The organism is Nocardioides sp. T2.26MG-1 (genome assembly GCF_950101795.1).
GTDB lineage: Bacteria > Actinomycetota > Actinomycetes > Propionibacteriales > Nocardioidaceae > Nocardioides.
Genome location: NZ_CATNLZ010000034.1, coordinates 59,053 through 73,505 on the forward strand (window position 1 = coordinate 59,053; position 14,453 = coordinate 73,505).

General features: G+C 71.1%; 20 protein-coding genes. 16 read left to right on the top strand and 4 right to left on the bottom strand.

Features of this window, described 5'->3' with window-relative positions; genetic code table 11:
- Positions 1–36 precede the first annotated feature (36 nt).
- The 11 genes from QQZ14_RS20660 to QQZ14_RS20710 all read left to right on the top strand — a co-directional run bounded on the left by QQZ14_RS20660 (position 37) and on the right by QQZ14_RS20710 (position 8,122).
- Complete coding sequence (locus QQZ14_RS20660) at positions 37–207, top strand: hypothetical protein (protein ID WP_284536301.1); 171 nt, start codon at positions 37–39, stop codon at positions 205–207.
- A 19-nt stretch (positions 208–226) separates the two neighbouring features.
- Positions 227–532 carry a hypothetical protein gene (locus tag QQZ14_RS20665; RefSeq protein ID WP_284536302.1) on the top strand — a complete coding sequence of 102 codons (306 nt, stop codon included), beginning with the start codon at positions 227–229 and terminating at the stop codon, positions 530–532.
- 1 nt (position 533) lies between these two features.
- Positions 534–2,330: a Kelch repeat-containing protein gene (locus QQZ14_RS20670; protein WP_284536303.1), complete on the top strand. Its 1,797-nt coding sequence runs from the start codon at positions 534–536 to the stop codon at positions 2,328–2,330.
- 146 nt (positions 2,331–2,476) lie between these two features.
- On the top strand, positions 2,477–2,833 hold the full coding sequence (locus QQZ14_RS20675; protein ID WP_284536304.1) for a hypothetical protein: 357 nt from the start codon (positions 2,477–2,479) through the stop codon (positions 2,831–2,833).
- 8 nt (positions 2,834–2,841) lie between these two features.
- Positions 2,842–3,516 carry a hypothetical protein gene (locus tag QQZ14_RS20680; RefSeq protein ID WP_284536305.1) on the top strand — a complete coding sequence of 225 codons (675 nt, stop codon included), beginning with the start codon at positions 2,842–2,844 and terminating at the stop codon, positions 3,514–3,516.
- A 134-nt stretch (positions 3,517–3,650) separates the two neighbouring features.
- On the top strand, positions 3,651–3,998 hold the full coding sequence (locus tag QQZ14_RS20685; RefSeq protein ID WP_284536306.1) for a hypothetical protein: 348 nt from the start codon (positions 3,651–3,653) through the stop codon (positions 3,996–3,998).
- Entirely contained in the window at positions 3,998–4,768 is a 771-nt protein-coding gene (locus QQZ14_RS20690) for a peptidoglycan recognition protein family protein (protein ID WP_284536307.1), read from the top strand. Before QQZ14_RS20685 ends, QQZ14_RS20690 begins: the two co-directional genes overlap by 1 nt.
- Before the next feature lie 3 nt (positions 4,769–4,771).
- On the top strand, positions 4,772–5,536 hold the full coding sequence (locus QQZ14_RS20695; protein WP_284536308.1) for a hypothetical protein: 765 nt from the start codon (positions 4,772–4,774) through the stop codon (positions 5,534–5,536).
- Complete coding sequence (locus tag QQZ14_RS20700; RefSeq protein WP_284536309.1) at positions 5,536–5,757, top strand: holin; 222 nt, start codon at positions 5,536–5,538, stop codon at positions 5,755–5,757. Before QQZ14_RS20695 ends, QQZ14_RS20700 begins: the two co-directional genes overlap by 1 nt.
- 123 nt (positions 5,758–5,880) lie before the next feature.
- Positions 5,881–6,117 carry a hypothetical protein gene (locus QQZ14_RS20705; protein ID WP_284536311.1) on the top strand — a complete coding sequence of 79 codons (237 nt, stop codon included), beginning with the start codon at positions 5,881–5,883 and terminating at the stop codon, positions 6,115–6,117.
- Positions 6,118–6,127: 10 nt separating this feature from the next.
- Entirely contained in the window at positions 6,128–8,122 is a 1,995-nt protein-coding gene (locus tag QQZ14_RS20710) for a right-handed parallel beta-helix repeat-containing protein (protein WP_284536312.1), read from the top strand.
- On the opposite strand, the gene QQZ14_RS20715 is transcribed toward QQZ14_RS20710, so the two are convergent.
- Positions 8,119–9,000 carry a Stf0 family sulfotransferase gene (locus QQZ14_RS20715; protein ID WP_284536313.1) on the bottom strand — a complete coding sequence of 294 codons (882 nt, stop codon included), beginning with the start codon at positions 8,998–9,000 and terminating at the stop codon, positions 8,119–8,121. The genes QQZ14_RS20710 and QQZ14_RS20715 overlap by 4 nt on opposite strands.
- Positions 9,001–9,239: 239 nt before the next feature.
- Here QQZ14_RS20715 and QQZ14_RS20720 point away from each other — a divergent pair, with 239 nt between their 5' ends.
- On the top strand, positions 9,240–10,139 hold the full coding sequence (locus tag QQZ14_RS20720; RefSeq protein ID WP_284536314.1) for a tyrosine-type recombinase/integrase: 900 nt from the start codon (positions 9,240–9,242) through the stop codon (positions 10,137–10,139).
- 7 nt (positions 10,140–10,146) lie between these two features.
- Positions 10,147–10,278: a hypothetical protein gene (locus tag QQZ14_RS20725; protein WP_284536315.1), complete on the top strand. Its 132-nt coding sequence runs from the start codon at positions 10,147–10,149 to the stop codon at positions 10,276–10,278.
- Here the strand turns inward: QQZ14_RS20725 and QQZ14_RS20730 are convergent.
- Genes QQZ14_RS20730 through QQZ14_RS20740 form a run of 3 tightly spaced genes read right to left on the bottom strand, consistent with a single transcriptional unit; the run spans position 10,269 to position 11,645 of the window.
- Entirely contained in the window at positions 10,269–10,502 is a 234-nt protein-coding gene (locus QQZ14_RS20730) for a hypothetical protein (RefSeq protein WP_284536316.1), read from the bottom strand. The two genes, QQZ14_RS20725 and QQZ14_RS20730, sit on opposite strands and share 10 nt — an antisense overlap.
- 37 nt (positions 10,503–10,539) lie before the next feature.
- Positions 10,540–10,863: a hypothetical protein gene (locus QQZ14_RS20735; protein WP_284536317.1), complete on the bottom strand. Its 324-nt coding sequence runs from the start codon at positions 10,861–10,863 to the stop codon at positions 10,540–10,542.
- 8 nt (positions 10,864–10,871) lie between these two features.
- Positions 10,872–11,645, bottom strand: coding sequence for a tyrosine-type recombinase/integrase (locus QQZ14_RS20740; protein ID WP_284536319.1), 774 nt, complete (start codon positions 11,643–11,645; stop codon positions 10,872–10,874).
- 90 nt (positions 11,646–11,735) lie between these two features.
- On the opposite strand from QQZ14_RS20740, the gene QQZ14_RS20745 reads away from it, so the two are divergent.
- The 3 genes from QQZ14_RS20745 to QQZ14_RS20755 are packed head-to-tail and all read left to right on the top strand — an operon-like array spanning position 11,736 to position 14,318.
- Complete coding sequence (locus tag QQZ14_RS20745; RefSeq protein WP_284536320.1) at positions 11,736–13,451, top strand: acetolactate synthase; 1,716 nt, start codon at positions 11,736–11,738, stop codon at positions 13,449–13,451.
- Entirely contained in the window at positions 13,444–13,938 is a 495-nt protein-coding gene (locus tag QQZ14_RS20750) for a GNAT family N-acetyltransferase (protein ID WP_284536321.1), read from the top strand. The genes QQZ14_RS20745 and QQZ14_RS20750 overlap by 8 nt, the downstream gene beginning before the upstream one ends.
- Positions 13,938–14,318, top strand: a complete 381-nt coding sequence (locus QQZ14_RS20755; protein ID WP_284536322.1) for a thioesterase family protein — start codon at positions 13,938–13,940, stop codon at positions 14,316–14,318. The genes QQZ14_RS20750 and QQZ14_RS20755 overlap by 1 nt, the downstream gene beginning before the upstream one ends.
- Positions 14,319–14,453 lie beyond the last annotated feature (135 nt).

Genomic DNA, 14,453 nt, shown 5'->3' on the forward strand with positions numbered 1-14,453 from the left:
GGGTGCGTGATGGCCAGTGAGGTCAACGAGGTCCAGATGACCGCGACCGTCACCACCGCCTCCCCGGACCTGTGGATCCTCATCGACGGCGCCACCGCCTCCTGTCCCGCCTACGTGCTCGACGTGGCCGCGTACAGCGTGGGCCAGCGGGTCCGTGTCACCGTCCGGAACCCGCAGATCCCGGTTGTCCAGGGCGTCGAGAGCTGAGAGGGAAGGGGGCACCGGAATGGGTCTACGTGAAGAGGCGTTGGCGGCTGCGGACGCGGCGAAGGAGCAGCGGGAGGCGGCCGCCCGGGGGGTCCTGGCGGCGCGGCTGGACCCGGCCCCGGTCGACGGCCTGACGGTCGTGGACACCGACCCGCGGCTGGTGGTGTTCGGTGACGGTGCTGGCCTGTTCCTCGCGGTCTACGACCAGGGCAACCCGACGCGGGTCACCCGCGTGGTCGGGCAGCCCGGGGACTGGACCCACCGTGGTGATGTCGCGTCCCTGACGGCGTTGGGTCTGATCCTGGCCGCCGAGGCGGGGGCCTGACATGGGGTCCTGGCGTCAACTCGCCGCGCTCCCGGAGACCAGGTGGGAGGCCGCCGCGGTGTTCCACGGCGGGAAGGTGTACCTCCTCGGCGGGCAGCGGTTCTTCTCCGGTGGCAGTAGTAGCTACCAGAACACCATGTTCATCTACGACCCGGCCGGGAACACGTGGACGGCCGGGCCGCCACTGCCCGCGACGGGTCCGGCCTACGCGTTCTCGACCGCCGCCGACGGCATCCACCTCGTGTTCCCGGTCACGGGCGCGCACTACGCGATCGACCCGGCAGACCCCGTGCCGGTGTGGGCTGTCCGCACGTCAGCGCCGGCCCCCACCCTCCTCCGGGCGGCGCACTTCACCGACGCGTCGGGCCGGTTCTACCTCGCAGGCGGCACCCTCGTCGGTAGCGGATCCTCGTTGAAGGTGAACCGGTACGACCCCACCACCAACGGGTGGACCGCCCGAGCAGACCTGCCCGCCAACTTCGACACCGGCTCGACCACCTCCGAGGGCGTCCTCGGCGGCGACAACAAGGTGTACCTCGGCGGGTCAACCGCAGGGCTCGCGGTCTACGACCCCGCCACCGACACGTGGTCCACGACCACGGCACCACCCACCGGCGGGTTCGGGACATCTGCCGGGCAGGTGTCGCGGCTGCCGTCCGGGATCGTGCTCTCCGTGGGGCGCCGTACCTACAGCGGGCTGCTGTCCCGGGTCGACGGGTACAACCCCGCCACCGGAACATGGACCGCGGGCGTGACCCCCGACTTCCCTGCATCGATCTCCGACATGTCCATCACCGCGGAGCCAGGCGGGCAGATCTACCTCCTCGGCGGGACGGTCGACAGCGCCACCACCACCGAATCCACCGCGCAGGCGTGGGCGTACAAGCAGAACGAACCCCCCACCGTCGCCACCCTCCTCACCATGACCAGCGGGGCCCTGGTCTCCACCGCCTCCACCAACCGCGCCCGGCACCAGTTCAACGACCCCAACGCCGGGGACTCCCAGTCCAAGTTCGACTGGCGCTACCGCAAGGTCGGCGACCCCACCTGGACCACCGGCACCGTCATCTCCCCCAACCCCTGGCACGACATCCCCGCCGGCACCCTCACCCCCGGGAACTACGAACGCCAGATCCTCACCTACGACGCCGCCGGCGAACCCGCACCCGCCTTCACGGCATCCGGGTTCTTCACCGCCGCCACCCCACCGGCCGGGCCGTCGATCACCTACCCGATCAACGGACAGACCCTCGACCAGGCCGAACGGGTCGACTGGTCCATCCCCGCCCAGGACTCCTACCAGGTGCGCCGCGTCGCCGACGACGGCGCCGGCGCACCCAACCCGGCGGTCATCTACTACGACACGCTCGAGGTCGTCGACACCCTCACCCGGTCGCTGCCGCTGAACTTCGCCGTCAACGGCCGCACCGAGCACGTGCAGGTCCGGGTCAAGGACGGTGGCCTCTGGTCCGACTGGGTCTCCGTGTCCGGAGATGTGTCCTACACGCCCCCGCCGGCCCCGACGTTCACCGCCTACCCCGACCCGACCGACGGGTCGCTGCTGGTCATGATCGCGAACCCCGACCCCACCGGTGCCGAGCCCGCCGCGGCCTACAACGACATCTACATCACCGAGCCGCTGCCGTCCGGGGTCGTGACCGAGGAGCGGCGGGTTACCGAGCATCCCGCTAACACGCCATGGCGGTACCGGGTGCCCGTCGGCTCCTGGGACTACTCCGGGGCCCGGATCCGGGTGGTCGCCGTAGCGGCGAACGGCACCACCTCGTCGTCCATCTGAACCAGAAGGAGGCGGGGGCCCGGGGAGACCGGGCCCCCTGGGCGAAGGCAGCCGACCCTACCGGCCGCCCGCGCTTGCACACGAGGAGACCACGACCCAGCCCCCAGATACCAGAGGCCCGGGTCACCGACGCGAGGGAGACGCGGGTGCCACCACCGATCGAGGAACCCACCCTGGGCGAAGTGCTCAGACGCATCGACAGCCTCACCGTGCAGGTCACCAACCTCGTCGCCGAGCTGAAGGAAGACCGCCTCGCGGCCGCGAAGACCTACATGCGGCAGGACGTCTACCTCGTCGAGCGGCAGGCTATCGAGGCCAACCTCTCCGACGTCCGCGCTGACCTCGCACACCTGGCCTCGACGACCGACACCCAGTTCAGCACGATCGAGAAGCGGCATCGTGCGGACGACGACAAGCGCCGCCAGATGTGGGCCACCATCGGCGGCCTCACCCTCGGATTCCTGAGCCTGCTCACCACCGTCATCATCGCCTTCATCAAGTAGGGGTGCCCATGTTCAGTCGACTCTCCGGCTACGTGCCCTCGCGGCGGGCGCTCGGGATCGTGTGGGTGTTCATCGGCATGTTCGCCGTCGCCCTGCTGGTCTTCCTGGTCGCGGTCGTGTTCTCCACCCAACGGCAGCTCGACGCCGCCACCGAGGACAGCCGCGAATCCCAGACCGACCGCGCCCAGCTGCACGCCGCGGTCGACGACCTCGCCGGCGCCCTGGCGAAGGCGAACGAGCGGCTCGTCGACGCCGGCCGGCAGCCCGTGACGGAACCTCCCGCCCCGGAGGTCATCGCCGGCCCCGCGGGTGAGCCAGGGGCGACAGGTGAGCCCGGTGCGGCCGGGCCTGCAGGCGAACAGGGCGAGACCGGGGACACCGGGGACACCGGCCCAGCAGGACCCAGAGGCCCCGCTGGGGCCCGTGGACCAGCCGGCCCGGCTGGCACACCGGGGACACCCGGCGCGGACGGGGAGACCGGCCCTGCAGGCCCCCAGGGCCCCCAGGGGCCTGCTGGCCCCCAGGGTGAACGCGGCGAACCCGGCCCGAAGGGCGACCAGGGGCCGGCCGGGGAGAACCCGTGGCCGTTCACGTTCACCTTCACCGTCCAGACCAACCCCGTGCAGACGACGACCTACACCGTGACCTGCACCGCCGACGGCTGCACCGTCACCGAGTCCTGACCCGCCCACCGGCCCGCCGACTCCGGGTCCGCCTCGCGGTCCTGCTCGACCGTCTCGGGAGCCGCCCCGCCATGCCCCACGCCGAGCCGGTGAATGGCCTGCCCGCGCACCACCGCGTCGTGAAGGAGATCCCCATGCAAGGACGCCGACTCCCGGACACCCCGGCCGGCCGACTCCCGGACGCCTGGGAGCCGGGCGACTTCTGGAAGGTCCTCACCGCCGACGGCGCGCGTCCGGTCACGCCCGAGGAGTACAGCGGAGCGGGTCGCGACTACAGCGGCAACCTCACCGGCACGGTGTGGTTCGTCGTCACGCCGAACGGTCTGCTCGGCGGGCTCAGCCTGCACACCGTGCGCGAGCACGAGGACAGCACGATCTCGATCCGCCCCGGGGACGGCTCCAGCAACTCGGTGCTGATCGAAGGGGCCGGTGGCAAGAGCTGGCACGGCTACGTCGAGCACGGCGTCTGGAGGGCCTGCTGATGGCCAGGATGCCCGGCACCGAGTGGGTCGGTGAGCAGTCCCCCCGCGTCCCGATGGAGCGCTACGACATCGTGTGCGTCCACACCATCGTCGGCTACGCCCCCGCGCACGCCGCGCACTTCTCCGTACGCCGCGACGGCCACATCTTCCAGTCCCGCGACACCGCCTACCGGTCGGCCGCGAACCTCGACGGCAACCACCGCGTCATCGCGATCGAGAACGAGGACCACGGCGACCCGTTCCCCACCTGGACCGGCTCCAACGTGCCGGCCCTCACCGACGCGCAGGTCGCCGCGAACGCCCGCATCCTCCGCTGGGCCCACGAGGAGCACGGCGTCCCGCTGCAGCTGTGCCCCAACTCCCGGCCGGCCTCTCGTGGGCTCGCATACCACCGGCAGGGCATCGACGGCGCCTTCACCGACGGCTACCCCGGCCGCGTGCCCGGCGGCGAGACGTGGACCACCAGCCCCGGGAAGGTCTGCCCCGGCCGGAACCGCATCGCCCAGATCCCCACGATTCTCAACCTCGCCCAGGAGGACGACATGGCTCAGTACGCCGACCAGCTCGACAAGATCCAGAAGGCCGCCGAGGCCGCCCAGGCCGCCGCCGAGCAGGCCACCCGGATGCTCGCCCGGCAACGCGGCCGGCAGCTCGCCCAGGCGAAGCGGATCCGCGCGATCATCGAGAAGGGCCACGCCGCGACCGAGGCCGACCACGAGCAGCTCCACACCGACCTCGCCGAGCTCGTGGACTCACTGGCCAAGGACTGACCGATGCGCCACCGCCTGCGCCGCGTCATCCACCTGCTGGTCGCGACGTACAACGTCGGGAGCCGCTCCGACGCGCACGTCCTCGACGACCTCCGCCGGCTCGCCGACCTCGGCGTGCGGGTGTTCCTCCTCCAAGAGGTCGCCGACCGGCACCACATGCTCGCACGGTTCGCGGAGGCTGCTGGGTTCCAGCTGCACCAGGGCGACTCCAACGACCAGGGTCACGTCGCGGTCCTCGTGCACGACGACTACCCGATCAAGTCCGCCGGCTACTGGCGCTGCACCGACCGCACCGAGGTGGGCGACTGGGGCGCCGGCCCCCGGGTGCTCGCCGCGAAGTGGATCGCGTGGGTGGAGATCGAGGTCGCCGGGCGGGTCCTGTGGTTCGGGTCGACGCACTTTCCTCCGTCGGTGCAGCGCAAGAAGGCCACGCCGGGCCGGGCGCGTCGGCGGGCCCTGTTCGCTCGGCAGGTCGTCGCGGTGCGGGCCTGGTGGACGACGCGGCGCGGCGGGAAGGTCCTCGGCACGGACGACAACGCCACGACGGCGTTCCCGCTCCTCCGCGCGCTCCGTGTCATCGGCCGCGCCGGCCGGCGCGGCGCGCGTGTGGTGCTCCGCACCGCTGCCTCCCACGGACACCGGCCCATCGACAAGATCCGCGTCGCCTGGCGCCGCTGGCTCAAGGTCAGCCCTGCCCAGGCCCTCGACGGCTACTCCAGCGACCACCGACCGGTGGTCGTTGACCTCGAGATCAAGGAGACCCGCTGATGTTCACTCGCCTGTTCTGGAGGCGCGCCACCGAGCGTGCCGTGAAGTCCGCCGCCCAGGCCCTCGCCCTCGGCATCGGTACCGCCGCGTCCTTCGACGCCGTCCACGCCGACTGGCCCTACCTCGGGTCCGTCGCGCTCGGCGGGGCGGTCCTGTCGTACCTGACCTCGCTGATCACCTCCGGCGCCGGCCCGGAGAACGACCCCTCCGTCGTCGAGTAGGCCTGTCGTGGGCCGGACCACCGGCCTACTCCTCGGGGCAGGCCTCGCCATCCCAACCGCCCAGCTCGCCGCGGCGTACGCCGCCTGGCTGTGGTGGCGCCACGACATCCGCCGGACCCGCTGATGCGCCGCCAACGCATCACCTGGGCCGCGCTCGTCGGCGCACCCATCACCGTCGAACTCTGGGCCGTCGCCACCGGCCGCACCCACTGGACCCTCTCCCCCCAGCTCCGGTGGGCGCTGCGATCCCACACCCGTCCGGGTGCCGCTGCGACCACGGTCCTCGTCGGCGCCGGGTCCGCGTGGCTCGCGCACCACCTCCGCGAGCTCCCACCCACCGACACCCCCACGCCCCACTGAGGAGACCCTGATGCCACGTGCCTGGTTCTGCCGAGGATCGGAGGACTTCAACGTCGCCGGCCCGATCGCCCCCGGCGACCCCTACCGGCCGGCCGCCGCCGTATGGACGTTCTGGGACGCCGAGACCGGCGGCAACCGGTACACCGGCCTCCTCCTGGCCGGGACGACCCCGGTCGACTCGATCACGGTCCCGCACACCGGGCAGCCCCCCGCGTTCCAGGGCCCGGACACCGACCCGATGGTCGTGGCGATGTGGGTGCAGGCCGGGGAGTCCACCACCCGCCGGATGATCGATGCCGGCGCGGACATCGCGGTCCAGGCTGCAGCCGACCGTGAGGCGGTGGCGGCTGACCGTGCCGCAGTCGAGGCTGTGGGGACCACGAACGACACGATCATCGCGGGCCGGATCAACGACCCGGCGTCTGCAACGGCAGGTGCTCTTTCGGCCTCGTATGTCCAGAAGCCCACCGCCGACCTCGGGGACTGGACGCTCCTGCGGCGCGACACCTCCGACGTGACCAAGGGCGTCGCATGGACCACCCCATCGACGGTCGTGGCGCGCGCGCTCGGGTGGGTCATCGTCACCGACTACGCCACCCCCCAGGACGCCATCGACGACGCCGTGACACTAGGCCGGACCACCGCCTACGTCCCCGCCGGTCACCACGTCCTGACCGACGCACTGATCGGCGTATCGGGCCTCTGGCTCAAGGGCGCCGGCAAGGACGCGACCTTCATCGAGTGCGGCACCTCAATCCCCAGCGGCGGCGCAGGTATCGGCCACCGCCTGATCGACATGGCTGGGTTGACCGACTGGCAGATCACCCACCTGACCCTCGACATGTCCGCGATGACGGTCTTCACCTCCGGCGTCCGGTGCATCCACGCAGCCGACGCGAGCCAGTACGCCGTCCAGTTCTGCGGGTTCAAGACCCCCGGCGCGGCCGTCGCCTCGATCGGCTCCAGCTACTACAGCATCACCGACAACCACGCCGAGGCCATCTCCTCGGACGGGGTCGCGCACCACGACGGCGTGATCGACCAGTGGGGTGGCTGCCACCACTTCGAGGTGCTGCGCAACACCATCGAGGGCAACGGGATCGCGAAGTACCCGATCCTCGTCACGGGCGAGGACACTGCCGCCGTCGCCGCAGCCTGCCATCACTTCGACATCGACAAGAACCGGATCTACAACGCTCGGTGGGTCGGCATCTGGGTCAACGGCCGCGAGGGAGTTAACACCGACTTCAAGGTCACCGGCAACACCGTTGACGGCGTCACCGACTACTTCGGCATCGCAGTCTCCGACGTGCGCCGCTTCACCGTCATCGGCAACCACACCCTCAACACCGGCAGCAACGGCATCCGGGCCTACCAGGAGACCGCCGGAGGGGCCGGCGGCATCACCGGCGCCCAGGACGGCATCATCGCCCACAACATCGTGCACAACGCCAACGTGCTGCTCTCCGCCGCCAGTGACACGGGGGCGGCCATCTGCATCAACGACATCTCCGGCGGCATCGTCGAGGGACCCAACGTCGTCACCGGCACGACCCACACCTACGCGGTGCACTTCAGCACCACCGCTGCACTCACCTCCAAGCACGTCGACGGCGTGCTCGCTGCGGGGACGCTCGGGACGGTCAACAACAACCCGGCCGGCGGCAGCTACACCCCCACCGTGACCGCCGTCGCCAACGTCGCCACTGTCACCGCATCGGCGGCGATCTGGTCCCGCGACGGCGACCTCGTGACCGTCCGAGGCCGCATGACGATCACCCCCACGGCAGGCGCCAACACCACCACCCAGGCGTCGATCAGCCTCCCGGTCGCATCGAACCTGGCCTCCGCGTCCACCGACCTGTTCGGCACCGCAGCCACCCAGTTCGGCACAGTCGCCGCAATTAGCGCCGACACCACCAACGACTGGGCACAGGTTCAGTTTCCGGCTCCGGGGACGGCGGCGTACATCTTCTACTACAGCTTCACCTACAAGGTGCTCTAGCCAAGCGGAGACGGCACCACCGAGTCAGCGCCGACAAGGTGCGCCGCGATCGGCTCCACCCTCGCCAGCCACTCATCAAGAACCCCCGACCCCACCCCGAACCTGTCACGCTCCAGGGCAGCCAAGACAGTCATGTTGCCGTACCGGAACGTCCGCAACTCCCGCTCCCGGGACGCGTCGTAGGTCAACCGCTCGACCTTCGTCTCTGCCACGGCGAGATGCCCGGCGATCTCATCCTCGGCTACACCGAGGTGTCGCAGGATGCCGGCCACCGTGACTGCGGGGTCCGCGGCTAGGGTCTCGTACTCGATGAACATGGGTTCGTAGCCGTGCTCGGCCCAGAACGACGCCAGGTACTCCTCCTGGCGACGCAGCAACACCACCTCGTCCGCCAGCTCGCGCATCGTGGGGGCGTACTCCGGCCGGTCCTCACGCGCCGGACTGGTCGAGTGCCAGATCCCAGACTTCCTCGCGTGGACCCACGACCACGCCTGCGCCGCGATGTCACGCCGGTACAGGAAGAACGTCGGGGTGCTCACGCTCGGGAAGACCCGGTCCCATTCCACGACAGGCAGGGTGTCCCGCAGACGCACCGCGTCAACCTGCATCCCGAACCGGCCGCCTGAGGACTGCTGCCCTACGAGGTTCGCGAAGTATCCCGGCAGCGAACCGGCCAACGCTCGGGAGTGAGTCGCCCGGTCGGGGTTCAGCCACTCATCGGGATTGCCAGCCAGACCGGTCGCAGCCAGCAGCTCGGTCAGCCACGTCGACCCGCACCGGCCGGTCATGAACATGACGTAGGGCTGCACGTCGCCCCAGTCCATCGCGTCGAGGCGTCCCCCGCCGGTCACCGCGACGAGTCGGTCCTTGTGATCCATCGTTGCAGCATAGAGCCGGCACCCGAACCCCGCATACGGCAGGGATAGCCCGTAAGCCCACCGCCCCCTCGCACACAAGCCCCGCCCCTCCGCCACCACGGCGGAAGGGCGGGGCCACTTCCGTCTTCCCAGACCCCGACGTACAGTCGATAGCCCAACTCGACAAGCGGCCCCCGCCGGTGCGCCAACACCGTGCGGAGGCCTAGCCGTCCAACCGAATCCGACTCGGAGGAACGACCATGCTGCACGCTACCCGCGCCCTGCCCGCCCTGGCAGACCTCACCCCACTCCAGAAGGCGTACTTCGGCTACCTCGCCAACTACGAAGCCCTCACCCGCGACCTCTACGACTACCACCTCACCAACTGGTTCCAGTGGTGCCGCGACCACAACCTCGACCCCCTCACCGTCGACCGTCCCCACGTCGCGATGTACGTCCGGTACCTCTCCGAGGTCCGCGGCAACAAGGCCTCCACCGTCGGCACCACCATGGCCCCGATCAAGGGGTTCTACCGGTACGCCATGGTCGAGGGCCTCATCGACCGCGACCCCGCCGCCTACGTCCGGCTCCCCAAGATCCACTACGAGAAGAAGCACCCCCTCGAGCGCGAGGAACTCCGCCGCCTCATCAACGCCGGCAAGGAGCTCGGCGGCCGCCACTGGGCGATGATCGAGCTCTTCACCGTCCACGCGCTCCGGATCAGCGAGACGTGCTCGATCGACATCGAGGACTACCAGGACGTCGAGAAAGGCCGCCGAGTGCTGCACTTCACCAGGAAGGGCGGCCGGACCTCCACCGTGCCTGTGCCGGTGGCCCTGCTCCTGGCGCTTGACGACGCCGCTGCAGGCCGCACGTCGGGCCCGCTGCTCACGACCCTGGACGGGCGCCGTCTGAACCGCCACACCGCTACGGGGGTGTTCGAGACGATCGTCCGGCGCGCGAAGATCGGCCGCCACGTCAACCCGCACCTCGTCCGGGCGTCCGTGATCACGGACGCGTTCGAGCAGGGCCTCCCGGGACGGCAGGTGCAGCGCCTCGCCGGGCACCTCGACCCCCGCACCACTTCGATCTACGACCTGGGCGCCCACAACCACGACACCCACCCGGCGCACATCATGGCCGCGCGACTCACCGCCTAGGACCCCTGTGGATGACGTCAGCGTGCCCGGCACCCGGTCGGGCACGCTGGCTCCCATGGACCTCGAGCACTGGACCGACCTCGACCTGGCGTACCTCCTGGCCTTCGGCACTCACCCGGACCTCCAGGGTCAGACCTGAGGCTCATGCAGCTCGACGTGCTCGGCAGGCACCCACGCGATCTGCGCGTTGACCGGCGCCACCCCACCACCATCGGCATACGTCACCAGCGCCTCCCACCGGCCCCCACCCTGCCGCCACTCCATGAGCACACCCGGGCAGCGACGACCCTCGGGAGTGACCACCCAGACGTGCCGCGGGGTCGCGTGACCAGCCTGCCCCGTCCCGTCAGTCGCCCTCACCATGCCCAGAACCCTACGATCGGCCGCCGACGCGGCCGGGCTAGTTGCCTGTCGACTGCAGATCGACCAGCCGCCAGTCCGCGCCACTCGTGTGCCGGACCTTGCACGTGTAGCTGTTCCGGACCAGCCCGCCGAAACTGTTCTGCGAGTCCACGTCGCCACTCACCGTCCATGACCCGTCCGTGTTCTCGGTGACAGTCTCACCGGAGAAGTCGGCTGATCCGGGCGACTTGAGCCGCTTGCCGACGAACTGCTGGCAGACGTCCTTGGCGCCGGCCTCGCCACCACCATCGTCAGACCCCGCGCTACAGCCAGTCGCCCCGAGCAGGGTGACCGCCACCAGCATGGGCACGAGCGTCCTCATGGGCGCGATCATGCCACCAGCCCCCGGATCGCGGCGACCTTCTCGTCCTCGTCGACGCCGAGGTACAGCGCGGTGGTGTTCAGTGTGGCGTGTCGCATCAGCTCCTGCACGACCCGGAGGTTCGCACCGCCGCGGAGCAGCAGCGTCCCGTACCCGTGCCGGTTGCGGTGGCTCGACCCAGCGATCCCCAGCTCGCGGAAGTGCGCAGTGACACGACGCGACACGGTGTTCGGCAGGATGTGCCCGGTCTCGGTTCGCTCGGAGGGGAACCAGTAGCCGTGGCGAGGGTAGTTCTGCGCGACAGCCCATAGGTCGGGGTGGGTCGGGAGCATCGCGCCCTGCCCACCCTTACCAATGACGTAGATGCCCGACTCAGTGATGTCGGCGCCAGCGAACTTCGCGATCTCGTGGGCGCGGAGGCCGGCGAGGAGGCCAAGCTGCAGGTGGGTGCGAAGGTCGCCGGTTGCGGAGCCGAGCGCGAGGTTGATCTCGTCGCGGGTCAACGGCCGCGGCCGAGGCTTCGGGGACCTCGGCCGCGTGATGGTGCGGGCGAGGTTGGTGGGGATCTCCCCGACTTCGACGGCCCAGTCGTAGAGAGACACGAGATGTCCGTAGTAGGTGCAGCGCGTCCAGCCGTCGTACTGAGAGAGCCATCGCTTGATCTGGTCTGCCGGCACGTCGAGGGTGCCCCACTCTCGGAGCCGGGAGCAGCGGAACTTCTCGCGCTGGTGGATCGTGCGCTCACGGGCCCCATTGACCTTCATCCATGTCGTGTAGTCCATCCACGTTCTTCTATCGGGACCCAGGGGGTCCGGTAAAGGGTCACGCGGCCAGCGTGAGCAAAGGCGGATACGGGTGAGTAACCTTCCGCCATGTCCACCGAAGTGAACGGCCCCGACACGAACGACGCGGAAGTGAACGACGCGGAGCTGAGCGGTCACGCCGGCGAGCTCGCCGTCGCCGTCGCGCAGGCCCACGGGGTCGAGACGATGTTCACCCTCTCGGGAGCGCACGTGTTTCCGCTGTACGACGGCGCCGTCAAGGCGGCGACGCCGCTGCGGCTGCTCGACGTGCGCCACGAGCAGACCGCCGCGTTCGCCGCCGAGGCGACCGGCAAGCTCACCCGGGTGCCGGGCCTCGCCGTCCTGACCGCCGGCCCGGGCGTCACGAACGGGCTCAGCGCGGTGGCCCAGGCCCAGTTCGCCGGCTCGCCGATGGTCGTGGTGGGCGGCCGGGCACCGCAGGGCCGCTGGGGCACCGGTGCGCTCCAGGAGCTCGACCAGCCGCCGATCTTCGCGCCGGTCTCCAAGCTGGCGCGGACGATCCCGACGGCCGGAGCGGTGCTCGAGGGCATGCACGAGGCGTTCGTGACCGCGCGGTCCCCGCACCGCGGCCCGGTGTTCGTCGACGTGCCGATGGACGAGCTCTTCAACAACGCCTCGGGCGCACTGCCGCAGGTCGGCCGGGCGCGCGGCGCCGACCCCGACCCCGATGCGCTCACCGAGGTCGCCGAGCTGCTCGCGGCCGCCCGGCACCCGGTGCTGATCCTGGGCACCGACGTGTGGGCCGACCACGCCGAGGAGGCCGCGCTCCGCTTCGTCGAGGCGGTCGGCGTGCCCACGATCACCAACGGCATGGGCCGCGGCGTGGTGCCGGGCGGGCACCCGCTGCTGGTCACCAAGGCCCGCAGCCAGGCCCTCGGCGGCAGCGACCTCGTGGTCGTCGTCGGCACCCCGCTCGACTTCCGGCTCGGCTACGGCGTGTTCGGCGGCGCCGTGTCGGATTCTGGGGCGAGCGCTCCGGCGGCCCAGGTCGTGCACGTCGCCGACTCCCCCGGCCAGCTCTCGGGCCACGCCGACCTCGCCGCGTCGATCTCCGGTGACCTCACCGCGGTCTTCGACGGGCTGCAGGCCGGCATGGAGCAGGTCGTGCGCCGCCCGGACTGGTCGGCGTGGGTCGCGGACCTCCAGGCGGGCGTCCGGTCCGCGGTCGAGCGCGACGCGGCGCTGCTGGGCGCCGAGGCCGACCCGATCCACCCGGCCCGGATCTACGGCGAGCTGGTGCCGCGGCTGGCCGAGGACGCGGTCGTGATCGGCGACGGTGGCGACTTCGTCAGCTTCGCCGGCAAGTTCGTCGAGCCGAAGCGCCCCGGTGGCTGGCTCGACCCCGGCCCCTATGGCTGCCTCGGCGCCGGGCTGGGCGCCGCCATCGCGGCCCGGCTGGCCCGGCCGTCCGCCCAGGTGGTGCTGCTCCTCGGCGACGGCGCCGCGGGCTTCTCGCTGATGGACGTCGACACCCTGGTGCGCCACCACCTGCCGGTGGTCATGGTGATGGGCAACAACTCCGCCTGGGGCCTGGAGAAGGGCCCGATGCAGATGCTCTACGGCTACGACGTGATCGCGGACCTCGCGCCCCGCACGGCGTACGACGAGGTGGTCCGCGCCCTGGGCGGCGCCGGCGAGACCGTGACCGACCCCCGCCAGGTCGGGCCGGCGCTCGACCGGGCCTTCGCCTCGGGCGTGCCCTACCTGGTCAACGTCATCACCGACGTCACCGCGACCTACCCCCGGAACAGCTTCGGTGTCTGAGCCGCGCCTCGTCGTGCGCCGGGCGACCGCCGCCGACCACGAGGCGGTCGGGGCGGTCACCGTCGCGGCGTACGCGGAGTTCGTGAACGGTCCCGACGACCACTACGTCGCGCTGCTGCGCGACGCGGCCCGGCGCGACCGGGAGGCCGAGCTCTGGGTGGCCGAGCGGGCCGGCGAGGTCCTCGGGACGGTCACGCTCGCGCTCGAGGGGTCTCCGTGGCGCGAGATCGGCGAGCCCGGCGAGGGCGAGTTCCGGATGCTCGCGGTCGCGCCCGGGGCGCGGCGGCAGGGCGTCGGCGAGGCGCTCAGCCAGCTGGTCCTCGACCGGTTCCGCGACCTGGGCGCGCACGCGATCGTGCTCTCCAGCCTGGCGGAGATGACGGCCGCCCACCGCATCTACGAGCGGCTGGGCTTCCGGCGGATCCCCGAGCGGGACTGGTCGCCGGTGCTCGGTGTCGACCTGGTCGCGTTCCGGCTCGAGCTCTGATGGACGCGACCCTGCGGTTCACGGTGACCGACGACGACACCGCCCTGGCCGTCGGCTCCGGCAGCCTGCCGGTGCTCGGCACCCCGCGGCTGCTGGCCTGGCTCGAGGCGGCCACCTGCGCCGCGATCGACCCGGCGCTCCCCGAGGGGTCGACGAGCGTCGGCACCCGCGTCGAGCTCGAGCACGTCGGCGCCAGCGCGGTCGGGCAGCAGGTCGAGGTGACCGCGTCGGCGTCGTACGTCGACGGGCGGCTGCACCGCTTCACGGTCGCCGCCCGCAACGTCGCTCCCGGGGGCGGCGGCGGGTCCGGCAAGGTCGTCGCCACCGGGGAGATCACCCGGGTGGTCGTCGACGCCGAGCGGTTCCTGTCCCGCCTCTGAGCCGTCCGGGGCTGGTTGTCTGCCGTCGAGGCACCAGAAATGGCTGCCGGCCGCGCCGCGGAGCAGCCATTCCAGGTGTTTCGACGGGAGACGGCCGAACCCCCTGATTTCCGCTCCGCCCCGGAGTTTGAGAGA